The sequence below is a fragment of the Microbacter sp. GSS18 genome, from assembly GCA_029319145.1.
Taxonomy (GTDB): domain Bacteria; phylum Actinomycetota; class Actinomycetes; order Actinomycetales; family Microbacteriaceae; genus Microbacterium.
This window is the reverse complement of sequence record CP119753.1, coordinates 2,917,787-2,937,641: the sequence shown is the minus strand read 5'-3', so window position 1 is coordinate 2,937,641 and position 19,855 is coordinate 2,917,787. Positions and strand designations below refer to the sequence as shown.

The window sequence follows — 19,855 nt, the reverse complement described above, 5'->3', positions numbered from 1 at the left end:
CCCCGGGCCGCCGCCTGGACGTATCCGCGCCACGGGCGGCAGGATGAGCGCATGGACGCAGCCTCCGCCGCCGAGAACCCGGACACCCCCGACACCGACGAGAACGTCGGCGACGCCTACCGTGCGCGGCGGTCCCGCAGCGCGCGTCGCCGAGACGCGATCGCCCGCGAGGGCGGCGACGCCGGCCTGGTGTCCTATTTCAAGGAGCGCGTCTACGCCACCTTCACCGGGCTCGCGATCGTGCTCGTCGTCTCGGGCAGCCATCCCGACCCCGAGCACGCGTTCCTGGCGCTCATCTTCGGTGTGCTCGGGATCACCACGGCGGGATTCGTGTCGGAGATCGTCGGCCACCTCGTGGTGCACAGTCACTTCTCGTCGCGAGCCGAGGTGATGGTCCCTCTCCGCGTCTCGTCGGCCGCGCTCGCGACCGTCGTCCTCCCCGCCGCCTTCATCGGCGCGGCGTGGGCGGGATGGCTCGACATCGAGCTCGCGCTGATGATCGCGGCGTGGATCTACGTGGGAACCCTCGTGGTCATCGGCCTGCTCGCGGTGCGCAGTTCGCGGTTGCGGTGGTGGCAGACGCTGCTGGCGCTCGGAATGCTCGTGGCGCTGGGTGCGCTGGTGCTGCTGCTGCAGACCCTCGCCAAGTCGGTGTGAGGTCGCCGAACACAAACTTGAGTCGCCTCATATCAACTTCATTTGACACGCTCAGGCGCTCGGCGTACCCTTGAGTCGTTGCGGCTCAACCCGGGATCTGACCCGTGTCGCCGAGCCGCTCCCAGACTTGTGCACTACCCGGACCGCGGCTCGCGGCCTCGGTCCACACGAAGGAGAGAAACACATGGCACGTGCTGTTGGAATCGACCTCGGAACGACGAACTCCGTCGTCTCGGTGCTCGAGGGCGGCGAGCCCAAGGTCATCGCGAACGCCGAGGGCTTCCGGACGACCCCGTCGGTCGTCGCGTTCACCAAGGACGGCGAGGTGCTGGTCGGCGAGACCGCCAAGCGCCAGGCCGTCACCAACGTCGACCGCACCATCACCTCGGTCAAGCGCCACATGGGCACCGACTGGAAGACGCAGGCGATCGACGGCAAGTCGTACACGCCGCAGGAGGTCTCGGCCCGCATCCTGCAGAAGCTCAAGCGCGACGCCGAGCAGTACCTCGGCGACTCCGTGACGGATGCCGTCATCACGGTCCCCGCCTACTTCAACGACGCCGAGCGCCAGGCCACGAAGGAGGCCGGTGAGGTCGCGGGCCTGAACGTCCTGCGCATCATCAACGAGCCCACCGCCGCGGCCCTCGCGTACGGCCTCGACCGGGGCAAGGAGGACGAGCTGATCCTCGTCTTCGACCTCGGTGGCGGAACGTTCGACGTGTCTCTGCTCGAGGTGGGCAAGGACGAGGACTTCTCGACGATCCAGGTGCGCGCCACCGCCGGCGACAACCGCCTCGGCGGTGACGACTGGGACCAGCGCGTCGTCGACTACCTGATGAAGCAGTTCAAGGACACGACGGGCGTCGACGTCTCGGGCGACAAGATCGCGCTGCAGCGCCTCAAGGAGGCCGCCGAGCAGGCGAAGAAGGAGCTGTCCAGCTCGACCTCGACCTCGATCAACCTGCCCTACCTGTCGCTGACCGACTCGGGCCCGGTGTCGCTGTCGGAGAACCTGTCGCGCGCGAAGTTCGAGGACCTGACGAAGGATCTCCTCGACCGCACCAAGAAGCCGTTCGAGGACGTCATCCGCGAGGCCGGCATCAAGGTCGCCGACATCGACCATGTCGTCCTCGTCGGCGGCTCGACCCGCATGCCCGCCGTGTCGGAGCTCGTCAAGCAGGAGACGGGCGGCAAGGAGCCCAACAAGGGCGTGAACCCGGACGAGGTCGTCGCCGTCGGCGCCGCCCTGCAGGCCGGCGTCCTCAAGGGCGAGCGCAAGGACGTGCTGCTGATCGACGTGACCCCCCTGAGCCTCGGCATCGAGACCAAGGGCGGCATCATGACCAAGCTCATCGAGCGCAACACGGCCATTCCCACCAAGCGCAGCGAGACCTTCACGACCGCCGACGACAACCAGCCGTCGGTGGCGATCCAGGTCTTCCAGGGCGAGCGCGAGTTCACGCGCGACAACAAGCCGCTGGGCACCTTCGAGCTGACCGGCATCGCACCGGCTCCGCGCGGCATCCCGCAGGTCGAGGTCACCTTCGACATCGACGCCAACGGCATCGTGCACGTGTCCGCCAAGGACAAGGGCACGGGCAAGGAGCAGTCGATGACCATCACCGGCGGCTCGTCGCTGCCCAAGGACGACATCGACCGCATGGTGCGCGAGGCCGAGGAGCACGCCGCCGAGGACAAGAAGCGCCGCGAGTCCGCCGAGACCCGCAACCAGGCCGAGACCCTGTCGTACTCGGTCGAGAAGCTCATCAAGGAGAACGAGGACAAGCTCCCCGCCGAGGTGAAGGACTCGGTCCAGGCCGACGTCGACGCGCTCAAGACGGCGCTCGCCGGTGAGGACGACGACGCGGTGAAGACGGCTTTCGACAAGCTCAGCCAGAGCCAGTCGCAGCTCGGCGAGGCCATCTACGCGGCCGGCCAGGCCGCCGGTGAGAACCCCGACCCGGCCGCGAACGAGCCCGGCGCCGGCAACGTCCCCAACCCCGACGAGGACGTCATCGACGCCGAGGTCGTCGACGACGAGGACGAGAAGAAGTAACCATGGCGAACAAGGACCCCGAAGAGCCGATCGACAACGACGGTGACGAGGTCCTCGGTGGTGAGGGGCCGGACGCCCAGGCGTCCGGCCCCGAGCCGCAGGAGGGCGAGGCTCCCGAGGAGCGGCCCATCGAGGACGATCTGACCGTCGACGACATCCTGGGCGCGACCCAGAACGTCGACGCCGCCGCCGAGGATGCCGTGCTGGCCGACCTCGAGTCGGCGCTGCTGAACGACCTCAAGCGTCTGCAGGCGGAGTACGCCAACTACCGCCGCCGCACCGAGGAGCAGCGCGAGGTCGAGATCGAGCGCGCCAAGGGCGCGGTCGCCAAGGGGCTGCTGCCGGTGCTCGACGACCTCGACCGCGCCGACAAGCACGGCGACCTCGAGGAGGGCACCCCCTTCGCGGCGATCGCGGAGAAGCTGCGCGGCGTGGCCGAGCGCATGGGCATGACCGTGTACGGCGAGGCCGGCGAGGCGTTCGACCCGCAGCAGCACGAGGCGATCTTCCAGGCGCCGACCCCCGGCGTGACCGAGGCGACGATCCTGGAGGTCGTCGAGCCCGGCTACCGTCTGGGCTCGGTCGAGCTGCGACCCGCCAAGGTCGTGGTCGCCGTCCCGGCCGAGTAGGCGAAGGGAGCATCCATGGCCAGTCAGGACTGGTTCGACAAGGACTTCTACAAGGTCCTGGGTGTGTCGAAGGACGTCCCCGACGCCGAGCTGAAGAAGACGTATCGCAAGCTCGCGCGCAAATACCACCCGGACTCGAATCCGGGCGACTCCGCCGCCGAGGCGAAGTTCAAGGAGATCAGCGAGGCGTACTCGGTGCTCTCGGACCCCGAGCAGCGCAAGGAGTACGACCAGATCCGGGCGATGGGCTCGGGTGCGCGCTTCACCGCGGGCGGTCAGGGCCAGGGCGGCTTCGAGGATGTCTTCTCGATGTTCAACCAGGGCCGCGGGGGTGGCGGCGGCCGCTTCCAGTCGGGAGACTTCGAGGATCTGTTCGGCATGTTCAATCAGGGCGGCGGCGGAACGGGCTTCGGCTCGGGCCGCTTCGGCCAGCCCACCGGCGGATTCCGCGGGTACGGCGGTCCGAGTCGGGGTGCGGATGTCACGGCTCGCACGACGATCGACTTCATCACCGCCACCAAGGGCGAGACCATCACGCTGCAGGGCGAGGACGGCAAGCCGTTCAAGGTGAAGATCCCCGCCGGGGTGTCGGACGGCCAGAAGATCCGGCTGCGCGGGCGCGGCCGTCCGTCGCCGGACGGCGGTGAGACCGGCGACATCGTCGTGCAGGTCACCGTGCGTCCCCACCCGGTGTTCACGCGCGACGGACTGAACCTGCGCGTGACCGTGCCGGTCACCTTCACCGAGGCGGCGCTGGGCGCCACCATCGAGGTGCCGACGCTGGGCGGAGACCCGGTGAAGCTGCGCGTCGCTCCTGGCACACCGTCGGGTCGCGTACTGCGCGTCAAGGGTCGGGGCGTCCAGACCGCCAAGGGCACGGGCGATCTGCTGGCCGAAGTGCAGGTCGCGGTGCCGTCGCACCTGGACGATGCCGCGCGCGAGGCGCTGCAGCGATTCCACGACCTGGAACCCAAGGAGAACCCGCGCGCCGACCTCATGGCCAAGGCGCGGGGCTGAAGCATGGACGGGACGACGACGCCGAGGAGGTGAGCGAGTGATGGCGCAACCGCGCGAGTTCGATGAGAACGCGCCGATCTTCGCGATCGCCGCCGCTGCGGAGCTGGCGGGCATGCACCCGCAGACGCTGCGACAGTACGACCGCCTCGGCCTCGTCGTTCCGGACCGCACGCGCGGCGGGTCGCGCCGCTACTCGCTGCGGCACGTGGCCCAGCTGCGCGAGGTCGCCCGCATGTCGGCCGAGGGCATCGGCCTGCCCGCGATCGCCCGCATCCTCGACCTCGAGGATCAGGTGCGCTCGCTCACCGGTCGTGTCAACGCGCTCGAGGAGCGCATCCGCGCCGAGGTCGAGAACCGCCCGGGCGCCCGGGTGTTCGCCGCGGGCCGCGCCGGCGGCGTCATCCCGCTGCGACACGGCACGCGCGTCCGCCGCGCCACCGAGGTCGTGGTGTGGCGGCCCCGGCCGTCGCTTCCGCCGGCGGAGGGCGACGAACCCGACGAGTCCGAGCACGACGAGGCATAGGCGACCCACCCGCGCCGAGCGGAGCATATGCCCTCGCCGAATCCATAGCGCGTGCGCGCGCGGAAGCCGTGCACTCGGCGAGTGGATATGCAATGGACGGACGGAGTTCGCAGCGCTAGCCGTCCGCAGCGGATCCGGAGTGGGCGGCGACGAAGTCTGCGTGATCCTGTCGCGCGACGTCGGCGTACGCGAATGCCCAGGCGGTGATGGACTCGGCCGCGACCTTGCCGCCGCCCACGTACCCCGACACCGTCGCCGCGTTGGGGGACTGGCTGTGGGCGCGGGCGAGCACGGCGGCGCACAGCTGCGCGTGTCGCTGGAAGGGCCCCGCTTCGAGGGTCTCGGCGTCGATGCTGCCCTTGCTGTCGTGGAACTGGCGCAGGTAGTAGTCGGCGCGTGGACCGGTGACATGCCCCAGGAAGGGGTCGGACACCGCCTGAAGGATCCGCTGCATCGCGACCACGCGACCGCCCTGGGCGTTGCGGGCGATGTAGGCCGTCACCTGGTGCGGCTGCCGGATGGAGCCGGTCGTGAGCAGCACGCTCGGCAGCGCCTCCTTGGCCTGCAGGATCAGGGCGTTCCGGTCGCCGTCCTGCAGCAGCAGCAGGTAGCACCGCGTGCCGACGCTTCCCACGCCCACGACCCGCCGCGCGACATCGACGAGCTCGTAGCCGCGCAGGAGGGCGCCGATGTCGACGGGCACGGTCGCTCGGTACTCCTCGAACAGCTCGTTGACCCGCGCGAGCTGGTCCGAGAAGGCCCGCACCATCGTCGGAGCCGACTCGATGAAGCGCAGGCGACCGTCGGGTGCGGTCTCGGTGAGCTTGTGCGCCGCGCGCTCGCCGGTGCGCCGCTCGGCGTCCTTGATGGCGTCCTTCATGGCGTGCCGGGTCTCGGGATCCATCTTCTCGACTGCGCCGTCGAGTTCGAAGTGCTCGAAGTAGCGGTCGACGGGGCTCTTCTCGGCGTTCGCCTTCATCACGCGGGCGTAGGCGCGCACGGCATCCCGGCACGCCTCTCCGGCCACATCCGTTCCGAGTCCGGCGGCGTCCGCCGCGAGCACGATGCTGGTGGCCAGTCGCTTGACGTCCCACTCCCATGGCGCCCACGCCGCCTCGTCGAAGTCATTGAGGTCGAACACGAGCGTGCGCTGAGGCGAGGCGTAGAAGCCGAAGTTGGCGACGTGCGCGTCGCCGCACGATCCGACGAGGATGCCGCTGTTGGGGTCGGCGGCGAGATCGGCGGCCATGACGGCGGCGGTGCCGCGGTAGAACGCGAAGGCGCTCGCCGACATCCGCTCGATGCGCAAGGGAACGAGCTCGGGCACGCGCGTGGCGTTCTGCGCGTCGAGGATGCGGAGGGGATCGCGCGCGGTCAGGGTGAGCGCGTCCATCCCCTCACGCGGGTGATCGCGCCGGATCGCGCGGCCCGCGTCGATGCGGGCCGCGAGGGGAGTCAGCGGAGGCCACAGTGCCGGACTCGCGTCGGACATGCTCGGAGCATGACACGTCGGTCGCTCACGCGGAAGAGCCCTGCTCCTTCGGCGTGGCCTCGTCCGGCTCGCTCCGGTCGTGGGCGGTGTGCACGATCATCTCCGGTCCGCGCGAGACGAGCAGCCATGCCGGCAGCACCGCGACGCAGATCATCGGGATGAGGGTGATGTCGCCGACGATCGCGACCGCCGCGAAGATGCCGATCCAGCCGTCGCGCGAGATCGCGAGCGTGAACCCGAGCACGCCCGCCGACAGCGCGAGGCCGAGGGGGATGCCGGGGATCAGGGCGTGGATGAGCATGCCCGTGGCGATCCCGAGGAAGATCGCGGGGAAGATGCGACCGCCGCGGAAGCTCGCCGCCGCCGCGACGACGAGGGCGAGCATCTTCACGACGAGGATGATGGCGAGCTGCCCGGTGGAGTACGAGTCGGCGTTCTCGATCAGTTCGGCGCTCTGGTCGAGTCCTTTGAACAGCGTGACCGGTCCGCCGATCGCCCCGAGCGCGCCCAGGAGCACGCCGCCGACGGCGGGGACGAGGAACGGATGCCGCAGCGCCCGGCGCAGCAGCCGGTGCAGCGGCGGCAGCGCCCAGGCGGTGAGAAGGCCGAGACCGGCCGCGACCGAGGCGATCAGCATCCCCCACACGATGTCGAGGGGCTGGGGGCCGCCGTACGGCTCGATGCCCGGCACCGCGTGGATGCCGCCGCCGAGCAGGTGCGTCGTGACGGCGCCGGCCGAGGCCGCCGCGACCGGAAGGAACAGCTTGTCCCACAGCGATCCGCGGCCGGGGGCTGCCGCAAGCGGGCCGGTCAGGACGAGCGCCGCGGCGATCGGCGTGCCGAACAGGGCGCCGATCGTGCCGGCGAGCGCGAGGACCACCGACAGACGCACGGGGAACTTCGGCCACAGCTTCGTCAGTCCCCACACGGTCATCGCGGTGATGATTCCGATGATGGGACTCTCGGGCCCGAGGCTGACGCCGCCGCCGAGCGTGAGGATCGAGGCGAGCGCGATACCGGGAACGTACTTCATCGGCTGCACCGGTGCGTCGAGCTCGACGGTCGCCGAGTCCGGGCCGCCGTGACCGGGGACGAGCCACAGGACGAGGCCGACGAGGAGGCCCACCAGGGTCAGCGTCAGGAAGATCCACCATCCGGAGTCCGGATCTGCGCCGACCAGGCCCGGTGCGGCGTCCCACAGCACCCATTCGAGACCGAGGGACACTTCGTCCAGCAGCCACAGAACCAGCGCCGCGAGGATCCCCACGGCCACCGCCGGCACGCTGAGGGCGAGCAGCCGCCGCGGGGTCGGATCGATCGCAGCCGCCTGTCCGTCGCCGCTCATGGCACTCACCATAGACCGGCCGCGCGTCGCGACGGGGGAATCCGCCGCGATCAGCGCCCGGATCGGCTGACTTCGGGCGGCTGCGACGATAGCCTCGTGCCGTGAGCACGCCCACCTCACCCCAGGACGCCCGTCGAGCGCGCCTCGCCGCCGTCGCCCGCGAGGCGGCACGCGAGTTCGACGGCAAGACGGAGAGGTCGCTCGAGTCGCTCGCGATCACCGGCGGTGCGGTCTCGTTCATCGCGGTCGCGGCCCTGGCGATCCTCGTCTTCCAGCTCGACGACGCCCCGATCTCGGGGCCGGGCTCCATCGGACAGTATGCGGCGATCACCGGCGCGGTCGTGGCCATGGTCTCGTTCGCGGCCGGGCGGTTCATCGTGGTCCGCCGTCAGCGGGACCGCTTCCGGGGCTTCGACTACCTCGACGTGTTCGCGCTCGCCGTCGCCCACGGCGTCATCGCGCTGCTGACCTGGACGCTCCTGTCGGTCATCTTGGAGGACTCGTTCATCGGCGCCCAGGTCTTCGCCGTCCCGCTGCTCGTCCTCTCGGGCGCCGCGGCCGCCGTCACCGGCTACCTCGCGTTCTACTCGGCGACGCACATGGACCTCATGCTGCTCGCGGTCGTCCTGGCGGTGTTCCTCGCCGAGGGGATCATCGCGAGCATGCTGACCGCGAGCGATCCGCTGTGGTGGCAGGACCACTTGAGCTCGCTGGGCGTGACCGGCGACTTCTCGGCGCTGGCGTTCAACCTGACCCTGATCGTCGCGGGCCTGATCGTCACGACCCTCGCCCGCTACGTCACCCTCGCCATCCCGACCCCTCACCCGAACGGCCGGCGGAACATGCGGGTGTGCCTGATCCTCGTCGGCGTCCTGCTGGCTCTGGTGGGCGTCTTCCACGTCGACCGCTTCTTCTGGATCCACACCTTCGCGGCCTCGGGCATGGCGATCGCCTTCGGCGTGGCCGCCATCGGCATCCGGTGGTGGATCCCCGACATGCCGAAGACGTTCCTCGCGCTCGGCTGGTGGTTCTTCGCCGTGATCCTGCTGCTGGCGGTCTACTTCGCCTTCGGCATCTACACGCTCACCGCGGTGGAGCTGGTCGCGGGCGTGCTCGTCTTCACCTGGATCATCATGCTGATCCGCAACGCCGCGGCGCTGCAGGCCGATACGCGGCGCTGAGCCGCGCTCGGCCCCGGCGAGGCGCGCGCCGCGCGGCGCGACGGCGCAATAGTCTGCGGAGCATGTCGGACGAGCGCTGGGAGAAGCTCACCTACTGGCCCCTCATCGTCGCGTCGGTCCTGTTCATCGTCGCGTACTCGTGGCAGGTGATCGCCGTGCCGGTCGGGGCGGCCGAGGTGGTCACCCGGTTCGTGATGTTCGCCACGTGGGCATTCTTCGCGGTCGATTACGTGGTGCGGCTGACGATCGCGCCCCAGCGCACGCGCTGGTTCTTCCGGCACCTGTTCGATCTCGCGGTCGTGCTCATCCCGGCGATGCGGCCGCTGCGCCTGCTCAAGGCGCTCACGGTCATCGCCGCGCTTCAGCGCACGGCCGGGGCTGCGCTGCGCAGCCGCATCGCGATCTACGGCGCAGGAGCCGCCTTGACCCTCATCTGGATGGCGGCCCTGTCCGTCCTCGAGGCGGAGCGGCCCGCGCCCGACTCGAACATCCACACCTTCGGCGACGCCGTGTGGTGGGCGTTCGTCACCATCACCACCGTCGGGTACGGCGACTTCTACCCGGTCACCTCGTGGGGACGCATCGTCGCGGTGCTCCTGATGACCGGCGGCATCGCCGTGGTCAGCGTCGTCACCGCCACCGTGTCGTCGTGGGTGCTCGAGAAGGCGGTCGGCGAAGACGACGATCAAGAGCCCGCGACGCGGGGGCAGGTGCGTCAGGTGGCGCGTCAGATCACGGAGGTGGCGGCGCGCCTCGGCGACGAGCCGCCGGGACGGCGCGACGGCTCTAGCCTGGGCTCGTGAAGCGTCGCGTCGATCCACCCCAGCCCGCACCCGCATCTGCGTCCCCACCGCCGGCGTTGAGTCCGACGCTGCGCGTGGTCGTCGGGCTCGCGGCCGCCGCGGTCGCGCTCGCAGGACTCTACCTCGCCCGCGAGCTCGTCGGCCCGCTCGCGGTCGGTGCGGTCATCGTGATCATCTGCTGGCCGGTGCGCGCGCCTCTGGTCCGCCGCGGGTGGCCGTCCTGGACGGCCACCACCATCGTCATCGTCCTCGGCTACGCGATCCTCGCCGCGCTCGCGGCCATGCTGTGGTTCGCCGGTGCACAGTTCGTCCGCCTCGTCGCCGACCTGTCGGTGGACCTGCGCGACACCGCCGACGCGATCGTCGCCGGCCTCGCCTCGCTCGGCCTCGATCAGCAGGCGGGCGACGCGGTGGCCTCGGTGCTCGATCCGTCGAACCTCGTCTCGCTGCTGGCATCGCTCACCGGCCAGGCGCTGGGCGTGCTCACGGCGTTCTTCTTCGTGCTCGCCTATGTCATCTTCATGGCCGCGGACGGTGCCCGCTACGCGCGCGCCGCGACGGACTTCGGACCGTCCTCCCGCCCGGCGATGACCCGGTTCGCCGTCTACAACCGCAACGTCCGCCGCTACTACGTCGTCAATGCCACGTTCGGTGCGATCGTCGCGATCATCGACGGACTGGCGCTGTGGGCGCTGGGCGTTCCCGCCCCGGCGGTGTGGGCGATCCTGGCGTTCGTGACGAACTTCGTGCCCAACATCGGATTCGTCCTCGGGCTCGTGCCGCCGGCGCTGCTGGCGCTCGTCGTCGGCGGATGGCCTCTCATGCTCGTCGTCATCGTGATCTACTGCGTGGTCAACGTCACGCTGCAGGTGCTGATCCAGCCCAAGTTCGTCAGCGACGCGGTCAGCCTCAGCCTGACGCTGAGCTTCTTCTCGGTGATCTTCTGGACGTTCGTCATCGGGCCGCTCGGCGCGATCCTGTCGATCCCCCTGACTCTGCTCGTGCGCGCGCTCGTGCTCGAGCAGGACCCGAAGTCGGTGTGGCTGCGGTGGCTCTCGGGCGACACCGCGGCGACCGAGCGCGCGCCGGAGGACAACGGATCGGGGTGATCCCCGGACCCGCTGCCGACGTGCGCGTCACCCGAGCAGCTTGGCCTTCGCTGCGGCGAACTCGGCATCCGAGAGGATGCCGGCCTCCTTCAGCGCGCCGAGCTTCTGCAGCTCGGCGACCAGGTCGGTGCCGCCGCCGGCCGACGCCCCCGCGGGGGCGGGCGGAGCCGCGGGCATCTGCGCGGCGACCGCCTGCTGCGCGGCCGCGTTCATCGCGGCCTGCTGCTGGGCGGCCTGGTACTGCTCCTGCTCGTACTGGTCCTGCGCGCGTCGCTGCTGGCGACGCGACACACCGCCGCTGACGGCGCTGGCCGTACCCGCGACGACCGCCGTGCGGGCCGCCAGGCCGACCAGCCCGGGGCGTCCGAACCTTCTGGGCATGTCTTCTCCTGTTCTGCTTCTGCGACGGCGGACTCAGGCCTCGTCGGCCGCATCCATCACGGCGTTGACGATCGGGGCGGGGATGCGCTCGGCGCTGAGGACGACGGCACCCGAGGCGGCGACGCTCTCGGCGAGCTTGCGCGCGTAGAGCAGCTCGAGTGCGACGAGCGCCGCGGAGCCGCCCGGCTCGATGAGCTCGGCGAACTCCTCGATGTCCTCGTCGCCGGCGATGCCGACCTCGTAGAGGTCGAGCGGGAAGTCCTCGTCCTCGATCTCGGTGACCGTCAGGTCGCCGCCTGACGACTTCGAGATGAGCACGAAGTCGAGCACGCGCACCAGGCCGCTGTCGGCGAGGTCGCCGAGGGCCTGGAGCGTTTCCGGCGAGGGCGCCTCGCCCGCGAAGCCGACCAGGTAGAGCTCGACCGGTCCGTATCTGAATTCAGCCATCAGCGTCCTCTCGACAACGCGCGGTCGCACCTGTTCCGCGTCCTAGCCGGTCTATCACGCCGCCGCGACGGGGGCCAGTGTCCGGCGCCCCCGGTCACCCGCCGTTCATGTGATCGCGCCACCGCAGCAGCGGCGCGAGCGAAGACAGGTCGTAGTCCGGGCCGTCGATCGCGGGGATCAGCAGTCGGAACCCGAGGGCGTGAAGACGGTCCGGCGCATCGTCCTCGAGCAGCGGCCCGAACCCGCGGATGGTGAATCCCGTCGACAGTTCGATGTCGGCGGGGTCGCGTCCCTCCTGCGCGCACCACTCGTGCAGCACGCCGATCTTGTGCGGCATGCCTTCCAGACGCGTGAAGGTGTGCCAGATGTCGGCGTGCCGGGCGACCAGGCGCAGCGTCTTGCGCTCGCCCTGACCGCCGATCAGGATCGGGATCCGCCGCGTGGGCGGCGGGTTGAGCCGCTCCCACCGCGAGCGGATGCGGGGCAGGTCCTCCGCCAGGGCGTTCAGGCGCGACCCGACGGTTCCGAACTCGTACCCGTACTCCACGTAGTCCTGCTCGGCCCAGCCCGACCCGGTGCCGAAGATGAAGCGGCCGGGACCGCCGGCGCGCGCGCTCAGGTGATCGACCGTGCGGGCCATGTCGGCCTGCAGGTCGGGATTGCGGTAGGAGCTGCAGTTGACCAGCGGCCCGAACTCGACCCGCTCGGTCTGCTCCGCCATCGCGGCCAGGAGTGTCCACGCCTCGTAGTGCTCGGCCTCGTCGGGTTCGGTGAGCGGGAAGAAGTGGTCCCAGTTGAAGATGGCGTCCACGCCCATGTCCTCGGCCCGCAGGACGGCATCCCGGTACTCGGCGACCGTCGCGTGCTGGGGCGCGAGCTGCACGCCGATGCGCACGGGCCGGTGGGTTGCGGGGTGGACGGTGGCCGGCGCGGTGCTCTCGCTCATGCGGGATCGATCCTCAGGACGTCGGGGGATTCGCCGAGGGTGAGGTCCTCGACGACGCGGAGGGTGCGGGCCAGGTCGTCGACGGCGCCGATCACGGTGCCGAAGCGCTCGCGGTCGCCGCACACGGCCGTGAGCGTGACGAAGTGCGCGCCGGTGTCCCACGTGTACGACGCGAACGGCGGCTGAGCGGGGTCGGGAGGCAGCTCCATCGCGAGTTTCTCGCCCACGCCCAGATGGGGATTGCGGAACGACTCGGTGTCGTCGTACTCCATGGGCATCATCGCGCGCGCCGCGCGCAGCTGGTTCGTCGCCTCCTGCACCTGCGCCATCGCGACCAGCAGGTCGGGGTCGCTCTTCCACACCCACACGAGCAGACGCCCCGCGGTCCGCTTCATGAGCAGCGGCGCTGCCTGGCTCATCACCCAAGCGGCGACGGGGCTGCCGGGGCGCTCGGTCTGACCCATCGCGCGGTTCGCCTGCGTCAGAAGCATCCGGATGGCCGCCTTGCGGTGCCGGCGTCCTCGGAGCCCGAGCGAGCCGGTCACGGGGACCCAGAGGTCGTCGGATGCATCGGCCTGGAGTCGCGGCATTCCCCCAGCGTACGACCGCGCCCCGCCTGCCGGGCTGGGAGAACCCCTCGGGTAGAGTGGTGCGCGCGCGAGAGCCATCCGCAGCGCGCAATCCCCTCGCCGCACAGACAGGCCCACAGCATCCCGTGACCGACTCCGCGACGCCCGACGAACCCTCCGCCGACGCCGTGAACCCGCGTCCCCTGAAGATCCTGATCGGGGCCGACACCTTCCTGCCGCACGTCAACGGGGCGGCGCGGTTCGCTGAGCGCCTCGCCGCGGGCCTGGTCGCGCGCGGGCACGAGGTGCACGTGATGGCGCCCAGCAGGACGCATCGTGAGCACGGCGTGTTCACCGAGGTCATCGAGGGCCAGCCGATGACGATGCACCGCCTGCCGTCGTGGCGCTGGTACCCGCACGACTGGCTGACGTTCGTCATGCCCTTCCGCTCCAAGCACTACGCCCGGCGGGTGCTCGACGCCGTGAAGCCCGATATCGTGCACATCCAGTCGCACATCGTGATCGGCCGCGGGCTCTCGCGCGAAGCCGCCAAGCGCGGCATCCCGATCGTCGCCACCAACCACGTCATGGCCGAGAACATCCTCGACTTCACCACGCTGCCGCCGATGCTGGACAGGGTGGTCGTCAAGCTCGCGTGGGACGACGCCAAGCGCACGTTCGACCTGACCCGGGCGGTCACGACGCCCACGCGGAAGGCCGCCGACTTCCTCGAGGGGACGATCGACATCGACGGCGTCCTGCCGGTCAGCTGCGGCATCGACGCGTCGAACTACACCGCAGACCTCACGCCGCGCGACGCCAACCGGCTCGTTTTCGTCGGGCGCCTCACGACCGAGAAGCAGATCGACGTCGTGCTGCACGCGCTGACCAAGCTCGACCCGGCTCTGGATGTGAGCCTGGACATCGTGGGCAACGGCGACCAGCGACGCAACCTCGAAGAGCTCGCGGCGCAGCTCGGGCTGCTCGATCGCGTGCGCTTCCACGGGCACACGTCCGACGATGAGCTGCGCGCCTTCCTCGCGAACGCCAGCGCGTTCGTCATCGCCTCGATCGCCGAGCTGCAGTCGATCGCGACGATGGAGGCGATGGCCTCGGGTCTGCCGATCGTCGCCGCGGACGCCGTGGCGCTGCCGCATCTCGTCCACGACGGCGAGAACGGCTATCTGTTCGCGCCGGGCGACGCCGACGACCTCGCTGCGAAGCTCAACCGCGTGCTGCGCCAGACCCCTGAGGAGCGACTCGCGATGCAGAAGGCGTCGCTCGAGGGCGTCAAGGTGCACGACATGACGCGCACCCTCGACACCTTCGAGGCGCTCTACCGCGGCGAGCCCGTCCCGGAGTAGCCCGCCGTGCACGTCGTGATGTTCGCCGACCAGCACGTCCAGTCGCTGGGCGGCGCTCAGGTCTCGATGCGCCTGCAGCGGCGGTTCCTCGAGAGGGCCGGGCACACCGTCACGATCGTCGCGCCCGCGATGCACGGGGCGCTCGCCGCGCGGATGCTGGGCGACCGCGACCCGGCATTCGTCGACATGCCGTCGATCCCGATCACGCCCGACTTCGAGTACTCGTTCACGTGGCCCGGCCGCCGCACCGACCGCTGGGTGGACGCCGCGCTCGCAGGCCGACCGCCCGTCGACGTCGTCCACGTGCAGGCGGATTTCTGGGGAGCCTTCATCGGGCACCGGTACGCCCGCCGGCACGGCCTCCCTGTCGTGCACACGATGCACAACCGCGTCGACGTCGGCATCGAGGCCACCACGCCCTTCCCGCGGCTCGTGCTGCGGGCGCTGAACGCGTGGCAGCGGCGCGCGCTCGGCGGGTTCTTCGGGGCGAAGCCGGGGGGCCGTGACGGCTGGGCGTTCCTGCGGCGCTTCGCGTCGCGATCGGATGCCGTCACTGCGCCCTCCTCGCACTTCGCGCGCCGGCTCGAGGCGCACGCCGTCGTGCCGGGGCATCCGACGCTGTTGCGCTCCTCGGAGTCCGAGCGTCGCGCGCTCGCCGACGGCGTCGCACCCGCATCCGGGGGAGTCGACGTCATCTGGAACGGCATCGACGACGAGGTGCTCGACGCCGCGCTCGCCGCGGCGTCGACCGAGCGCGCCCCCGGGCGCCCGCGGCTCGTCTGGCTCGGGCGCATGAGCCCCGAGAAGCGGCTGCTGCCCTTCCTCGAGGCGGTGGCCGAGTCGGGCGTCGATGCCGACATCGAGGTCATCGGCGGCGGGGGACAGTTGCGCCCGGCGCGACGGCTCGTCGCACGGCGCGGCATCGACGCGTTCGCGGGTGAGGGCAGGGGGCTGTCTTCGGACGAGGCTTTCGCCGCGGCGGTGTCTCGGCCCGGCCCGGCGGTGGTCTTCGCCGGACGCCTGCCCTACCCCGAAACGCTGCGGCGCATCGCGGCGGCGGATGCCGTCGTGCAGACCTCCATCGGGTTCGAGACGCAGGGCATGACGGTCTTCGAGGCGGCGTCGCTCGGGACGCCCGCGATCGTGAGCGACCGCGACATCGCCGAGGAACTCGAGGCGGGGCACTGGACCGTCGCCGGCGAGTCGGTCGGGGCGCTCGCGGACGCGCTGCTCGCGGCATCCGCCGACATCGCCGCCGGCCGCTCCCCGCTGCCGCATCCGACGGTGCGCGAGCGCTTCCGCCAGTCCTCGCGGACGGCCGCGATGATCGAGGTCTACCGCCGCGCGATGGGGTAGTCCCCGGCGCCGAGCGCACATGCGATCACCGAGATGACGCGGGATGCGCGCGCACGGAGTGTGCGTTCGGTGACGGCATGTGCGCTCGCGGAGCGCCGGGCTAGGGCAGGCGCGTCCAGTCGGTGGGGGTGCGGCGGTAGCCGTCCCGGGGGAGGGCGTACGCTGTCGCGGCGACGCCGGCGACGGCCAGGGCGATGACGATGACGAGAGTGAACATGGCAGGAACGCTACGCTTGTGCCGAAACGGCCACGAGTGGCAGACTGGCCATAGTCCATCGTAAAACTGCCAACGCGTGAGGTTGTCATGAAGACCGTCGCCGCCATCGTCCAGCCCGGCTTCGCCCCGTTCGAGTTCGGTGTCGCGTGCGAGGCGTTCGGCCTCGACCGCTCCAACGACGGCGTGCCGAACTTCGACTTCCGCGTCGTGACGCCCGAACCGGGCGCCGTGCCCAGCAGCATGGGCTTCTCGATCAACGTCGACCGCGATCTCGCGTTCGCGGATGAGGCTGACCTCGTCGTCGTCACGCCCGTGCCTCGGGATGCCTGGAACCGCATCGACACGCGCGTCGCCGGGGTGATCCGCCGCGCCGTCGATCGCGGAGCCTGGGTGCTCACGGTGTGCTCGGGCGCCTTCGTCGTCGCCGCCTCGGGCGTGCTCGACGGGCGCCGCGCGACCACGCACTGGATGTACGCCGACACCATGACGCGGATGTACCCCGACATCGACGTCGACCCCGACGTTCTGTACGTGCAGGACGGTCGAATCATCACCAGCGCCGGCACCGCGGCGGGGCTGGACGCGTGCCTGCACCTGCTGCGGCAGGAACTCGGGGCGGAGCTCACCAACAAGATCGCGCGGCGCATGGTGGTCTCGCCGCAGCGCGACGGCGGACAGGCCCAGTTCATCGACAAGCCGCTGCCGGTCGCGGCGTCGCAGTCTCTCGCGCCGATCACCGACTGGATGCTCGACAACCTGCGCGAGGACCTGTCGATCGACCAGCTGGCCGTGCGCGCCCACATGTCACCGCGGACCTTCGCGCGCCGGTTCAAGGCCGATTTCGGAACCACGCCCGCCGCATGGCTGGCGCGCCAGCGCGTGATCCACGCGCAGCGGCTCCTGGAGCGCACCGACATGGGTCTGGATCGCATCGCCGAGGAGTCCGGGTTCGGCTCGGCCGCGGTGCTGCGCCAGACGTTCGCGCGCGTGCTGGGGATGACTCCGACGGCGTATCGGGCGCGGTTCTCGTGCACGACCTCCGAGCCGGGCGCGGACGCCGCCGACGGCGCTGCCGACGAGCTCGCACCGCTGGAGACGGTCGCCTGATCGGCGACCGCGAGAGGAGCACCGCGTGGCCAAGCCCCGCATCCGCATCACCTACTGCACGCAGTGCAACTGGCTGCTGCGCGCGCAGTGGTATCAGGGCGAGCTGCTGACGACGTTCGCGGACGACGTGGACGAGATCGCCCTCGCACCGGCGACCGGCGGCGTCTTCCGCGTCGACGTCGACGGCACCGGCGTCTGGAACCGCAAGACCGACGGGGGGTTCCCCGACATCACCGCGCTCAAACGCGCGGTGCGCGACATCGTCGCCCCCGGACGCTCATTGGGCCACGCCGATCGCACGCGATCGGGGGATGCGTAGCACCATCCGCTTCCGTCCCGACGCCCTTCTTTGGTAAAGTTGAGTGCATGCGACTCAACTTTGAGTCGCCGAGACTTCAGGAGAACACATGAACGCAACACAGATGCCGGGGCAGGAGGAAGCCACCAGCGCACTCGAGCAGTTCGGGATCAACCTCACCGACCGTGCGCGCCAGGGCAAGCTCGACCCGGTGATCGGGCGGGATGCCGAGATCCGGCGCGTGAGCCAGGTGCTGACCCGCCGCACCAAGAACAACCCCGTCCTCATCGGCGAGCCCGGCGTCGGCAAGACCGCCGTCGTCGAGGGCCTCGCCCAGCGCATCGTCGCGGGGGACGTCGCCGAGTCCCTCAAGGACAAGGAGCTCGTCACCCTCGACATCTCGGCGCTGGTCGCCGGGGCGATGTACCGCGGCCAGTTCGAGGAGCGGCTCAAGAGCGTCCTCAAGGAGATCACCGAATCCGAGGGTCGCATCATCACGTTCATCGACGAACTGCACGTCCTGATGGGCGCCGGTGGCGGCGAGGGCTCGGTGGCGGCCTCGAACATGCTCAAGCCCATGCTCGCGCGCGGCGAGCTGCGCCTCATCGGCGCGACGACGCTCAACGAGTACCGCGAGTTCATCGAGAAGGACGCCGCTCTCGAGCGACGCTTCCAGCAGGTCTACGTGGGCGAGCCGAGCGTCGAGGACACCGTCGCGATCCTGCGCGGGCTGAAGGAGCGCTACGAGGCGCACCACAAGGTCGCGATCGCGGATGCCGCCCTCGTGGCGGCCGCGTCCCTGTCGCACCGCTACATCCCGAGCCGGCAGCTTCCCGACAAGGCCATCGACCTCATCGACGAGGCCGCGTCGCGTCTGCGCATGGAGATCGACTCCGCGCCGCTCGAGATCGACGAGCTGCGGCGCCACGTCGACCGCCTCAAGCTCGAGGAGCTGGCGCTGAAGAAGGAGAAGGACGACGCGTCGAAGGAGCGCCTGGCGAAGCTGCGCGAGCAGCTCGGTGCCGAGCAGGCGAAGCTCGATGAGCTGCAGGCGCGCTGGGAGCGCGAGCGCTCGAGCCTGAACCAGGTCGGAGACCTCAAGACGAAGCTCGACGCCGCGCGCATCGAGGCAGAGCGGGCGCAGCGCGAGGGCAACCTCGAGAAGGCGTCCCGGCTGTACTACGCCGAGATCCCCGCGCTCGAGCGCCAGGTCGCCGAGGCCGAGCGCGACGAGCCCGCGGGCGACCGCATGGTCAACGACCAGGTCACCGACGAGGACATCGCCGCCGTCATCGCGGCGTGGACCGGCATCCCGGTCGGCAAGCTCCTGCAGGGCGAGACCGAGAAGCTGCTGCACCTCGAGTCCGAGCTCGGCAAGCGCCTCATCGGCCAGAAGGAGGCGGTGAAGGCCGTCTCGGATGCCGTGCGACGCTCGCGCGCGGGCATCTCGGACCCGAACCGTCCGACGGGCTCGTTCCTGTTCCTGGGCCCGACCGGCGTGGGAAAGACCGAGCTGGCGAAGGCCCTGGCCGAGTTCCTCTTCGACGACGAGCACGCCATGGTGCGCATCGACATGTCGGAGTACGGCGAGAAGCACTCGGTGTCGCGGCTCGTCGGCGCCCCTCCGGGCTACATCGGGTACGAGCAGGGCGGCCAGCTGACCGAGGCCGTGCGCCGTCGCCCGTACTCGGTGGTGCTGCTCGACGAGGTCGAGAAGGCCCATCCCGAGGTGTTCGACGTGCTGCTGCAGGTCATGGACGACGGTCGCCTGACCGATGGGCAGGGCCGCACGGTCGACTTCAAGAACGTGATCCTGATCCTGACGTCGAACCTCGGCTCGCCGATCCTGATCGACCCGACGATCTCGTTCGACGTCAAGCGCGAGCAGGTGCAGGCGCTCGTACGCCAGGCGTTCAAGCCCGAGTTCATCAACCGGCTCGACGACATCGTGATCTTCCAGGCCCTGTCGCAGGACGACCTCGCGCAGATCGTCGAGCTCGCCGTGGCCGCTCTGCAGCACCGGCTCCACGACCGTCGCCTCGAGCTCGCGGTGACGCCGGATGCCCGGACCTGGCTCGCCGAACGCGGCTACGACCCGGTGTTCGGCGCTCGGCCGCTGCGTCGACTCATCCAATCCGAGATCCAGGACCGCCTCGCCATGGCGCTGCTGTCGGGCGGCGTGCGCGACGGCGACGTCGTCCGCGTGGACGTCGCGGCCGACGGGTCGGCGCTGGTGCTCACGAGCGCCGGCCCCAAGCCTGCTCCCGAGGCCGGTCCCGACGAGGATGACGTCATCGAGGCAGAGCTGATCGACGAGGACTGACGCACGCCGGCGCGAGCCGCGAGAGAGGGCCGCTT

At 70.5% G+C, this 19,855-nt stretch carries 19 protein-coding genes; 13 read left to right on the top strand and 6 right to left on the bottom strand.

Annotated features, from left to right (window positions below; genetic code table 11):
- Window positions 1-51: 51 nt before the first annotated feature.
- The 5 genes from P0L94_13510 to P0L94_13490 all read left to right on the top strand — a co-directional run bounded on the left by P0L94_13510 (window position 52) and on the right by P0L94_13490 (window position 4,882).
- The gene (locus tag P0L94_13510) at window positions 52-657 is read left to right on the top strand and encodes a hypothetical protein (protein WES63476.1); all 606 of its coding nucleotides are present in this window, start codon (window positions 52-54) and stop codon (window positions 655-657) included.
- A gap of 184 nt (window positions 658-841) precedes the next feature.
- Complete coding sequence (gene dnaK, locus P0L94_13505; protein WES63475.1) at window positions 842-2,713, top strand: molecular chaperone DnaK; 1,872 nt, start codon at window positions 842-844, stop codon at window positions 2,711-2,713.
- Between the two features lie 2 nt (window positions 2,714-2,715).
- Entirely contained in the window at window positions 2,716-3,342 is a 627-nt protein-coding gene (locus tag P0L94_13500) for a nucleotide exchange factor GrpE (protein ID WES63474.1), read from the top strand.
- A gap of 15 nt (window positions 3,343-3,357) precedes the next feature.
- Entirely contained in the window at window positions 3,358-4,359 is a 1,002-nt protein-coding gene (locus tag P0L94_13495; protein ID WES63473.1) for a DnaJ C-terminal domain-containing protein, read from the top strand.
- Between the two features lie 40 nt (window positions 4,360-4,399).
- A complete protein-coding gene (locus tag P0L94_13490) occupies window positions 4,400-4,882 on the top strand; it encodes a MerR family transcriptional regulator (protein ID WES63472.1) in 483 nt (160 codons plus the stop codon).
- A 115-nt stretch (window positions 4,883-4,997) separates the two neighbouring features.
- Here P0L94_13490 and P0L94_13485 read toward each other — a convergent pair whose 3' ends face one another.
- Entirely contained in the window at window positions 4,998-6,374 is a 1,377-nt protein-coding gene (locus P0L94_13485) for a DUF2252 domain-containing protein (GenBank protein WES63471.1), read from the bottom strand.
- A gap of 25 nt (window positions 6,375-6,399) precedes the next feature.
- Complete coding sequence (locus tag P0L94_13480; protein ID WES63470.1) at window positions 6,400-7,719, bottom strand: ion channel protein; 1,320 nt, start codon at window positions 7,717-7,719, stop codon at window positions 6,400-6,402.
- A 101-nt stretch (window positions 7,720-7,820) separates the two neighbouring features.
- On the opposite strand from P0L94_13480, the gene P0L94_13475 reads away from it, so the two are divergent.
- From P0L94_13475 to P0L94_13465, 3 genes are all read left to right on the top strand, one after another.
- Window positions 7,821-8,900 carry a hypothetical protein gene (locus tag P0L94_13475; GenBank protein WES63469.1) on the top strand — a complete coding sequence of 360 codons (1,080 nt, stop codon included), beginning with the start codon at window positions 7,821-7,823 and terminating at the stop codon, window positions 8,898-8,900.
- A 62-nt stretch (window positions 8,901-8,962) separates the two neighbouring features.
- The gene (locus P0L94_13470) at window positions 8,963-9,703 is read left to right on the top strand and encodes an ion channel (GenBank protein ID WES63468.1); all 741 of its coding nucleotides are present in this window, start codon (window positions 8,963-8,965) and stop codon (window positions 9,701-9,703) included.
- Window positions 9,700-10,812 carry an AI-2E family transporter gene (locus P0L94_13465; GenBank protein WES63467.1) on the top strand — a complete coding sequence of 371 codons (1,113 nt, stop codon included), beginning with the start codon at window positions 9,700-9,702 and terminating at the stop codon, window positions 10,810-10,812. Before P0L94_13470 ends, P0L94_13465 begins: the two co-directional genes overlap by 4 nt.
- Window positions 10,813-10,839: 27 nt before the next feature.
- Here the strand turns inward: P0L94_13465 and P0L94_13460 are convergent, their stop codons facing one another.
- The 4 genes from P0L94_13460 to P0L94_13445 form a co-directional block, all read right to left on the bottom strand.
- Window positions 10,840-11,193: an SHOCT domain-containing protein gene (locus P0L94_13460; protein WES63466.1), complete on the bottom strand. Its 354-nt coding sequence runs from the start codon at window positions 11,191-11,193 to the stop codon at window positions 10,840-10,842.
- 33 nt (window positions 11,194-11,226) lie between these two features.
- On the bottom strand, window positions 11,227-11,640 hold the full coding sequence (locus P0L94_13455) for a DUF6325 family protein (GenBank protein ID WES63465.1): 414 nt from the start codon (window positions 11,638-11,640) through the stop codon (window positions 11,227-11,229).
- Window positions 11,641-11,734: 94 nt separating this feature from the next.
- Entirely contained in the window at window positions 11,735-12,586 is an 852-nt protein-coding gene (locus P0L94_13450; GenBank protein ID WES63464.1) for an LLM class F420-dependent oxidoreductase, read from the bottom strand.
- Window positions 12,583-13,176, bottom strand: coding sequence for a hypothetical protein (locus tag P0L94_13445; protein ID WES63463.1), 594 nt, complete (start codon window positions 13,174-13,176; stop codon window positions 12,583-12,585). Before P0L94_13445 ends, P0L94_13450 begins: the two co-directional genes overlap by 4 nt.
- Before the next feature lie 125 nt (window positions 13,177-13,301).
- Between P0L94_13445 and P0L94_13440 the strand changes: the two genes are divergently transcribed.
- From P0L94_13440 to P0L94_13420, 5 genes are all read left to right on the top strand, one after another.
- On the top strand, window positions 13,302-14,519 hold the full coding sequence (locus P0L94_13440) for a glycosyltransferase (GenBank protein ID WES63462.1): 1,218 nt from the start codon (window positions 13,302-13,304) through the stop codon (window positions 14,517-14,519).
- A gap of 6 nt (window positions 14,520-14,525) precedes the next feature.
- On the top strand, window positions 14,526-15,875 hold the full coding sequence (locus P0L94_13435; protein WES63461.1) for a glycosyltransferase: 1,350 nt from the start codon (window positions 14,526-14,528) through the stop codon (window positions 15,873-15,875).
- A gap of 304 nt (window positions 15,876-16,179) precedes the next feature.
- Window positions 16,180-17,199 carry a helix-turn-helix domain-containing protein gene (locus P0L94_13430; protein WES63460.1) on the top strand — a complete coding sequence of 340 codons (1,020 nt, stop codon included), beginning with the start codon at window positions 16,180-16,182 and terminating at the stop codon, window positions 17,197-17,199.
- Window positions 17,200-17,224: 25 nt separating this feature from the next.
- Window positions 17,225-17,518: a SelT/SelW/SelH family protein gene (locus P0L94_13425; protein ID WES63459.1), complete on the top strand. Its 294-nt coding sequence runs from the start codon at window positions 17,225-17,227 to the stop codon at window positions 17,516-17,518.
- Between the two features lie 88 nt (window positions 17,519-17,606).
- The gene (locus P0L94_13420) at window positions 17,607-19,820 is read left to right on the top strand and encodes an AAA family ATPase (GenBank protein ID WES63458.1); all 2,214 of its coding nucleotides are present in this window, start codon (window positions 17,607-17,609) and stop codon (window positions 19,818-19,820) included.
- Window positions 19,821-19,855 lie beyond the last annotated feature (35 nt).

What these genes read in the sequence shown, in the direction of transcription:
- P0L94_13450 (WES63464.1), bottom strand. Translation starts at nt 12,586, where the DNA reads ATGAGCGAGAGCACCGCGCCGGCCACCGTCCACCCCGCAACCCACCGG.
- P0L94_13460 (WES63466.1), bottom strand. Translation starts at nt 11,193, where the DNA reads ATGCCCAGAAGGTTCGGACGCCCCGGGCTGGTCGGCCTGGCGGCCCGC.
- dnaK (WES63475.1), top strand. Translation starts at nt 842, where the DNA reads ATGGCACGTGCTGTTGGAATCGACCTCGGAACGACGAACTCCGTCGTC.
- P0L94_13420 (WES63458.1), top strand. Translation starts at nt 17,607, where the DNA reads ATGAACGCAACACAGATGCCGGGGCAGGAGGAAGCCACCAGCGCACTC.
- P0L94_13455 (WES63465.1), bottom strand. Translation starts at nt 11,640, where the DNA reads ATGGCTGAATTCAGATACGGACCGGTCGAGCTCTACCTGGTCGGCTTC.
- P0L94_13480 (WES63470.1), bottom strand. Translation starts at nt 7,719, where the DNA reads ATGAGCGGCGACGGACAGGCGGCTGCGATCGATCCGACCCCGCGGCGG.
- P0L94_13490 (WES63472.1), top strand. Translation starts at nt 4,400, where the DNA reads ATGGCGCAACCGCGCGAGTTCGATGAGAACGCGCCGATCTTCGCGATC.
- P0L94_13500 (WES63474.1), top strand. Translation starts at nt 2,716, where the DNA reads ATGGCGAACAAGGACCCCGAAGAGCCGATCGACAACGACGGTGACGAG.
- P0L94_13470 (WES63468.1), top strand. Translation starts at nt 8,963, where the DNA reads ATGTCGGACGAGCGCTGGGAGAAGCTCACCTACTGGCCCCTCATCGTC.
- P0L94_13430 (WES63460.1), top strand. Translation starts at nt 16,180, where the DNA reads ATGAAGACCGTCGCCGCCATCGTCCAGCCCGGCTTCGCCCCGTTCGAG.
- P0L94_13485 (WES63471.1), bottom strand. Translation starts at nt 6,374, where the DNA reads ATGTCCGACGCGAGTCCGGCACTGTGGCCTCCGCTGACTCCCCTCGCG.
- P0L94_13445 (WES63463.1), bottom strand. Translation starts at nt 13,176, where the DNA reads ATGCCGCGACTCCAGGCCGATGCATCCGACGACCTCTGGGTCCCCGTG.
- P0L94_13510 (WES63476.1), top strand. Translation starts at nt 52, where the DNA reads ATGGACGCAGCCTCCGCCGCCGAGAACCCGGACACCCCCGACACCGAC.
- P0L94_13495 (WES63473.1), top strand. Translation starts at nt 3,358, where the DNA reads ATGGCCAGTCAGGACTGGTTCGACAAGGACTTCTACAAGGTCCTGGGT.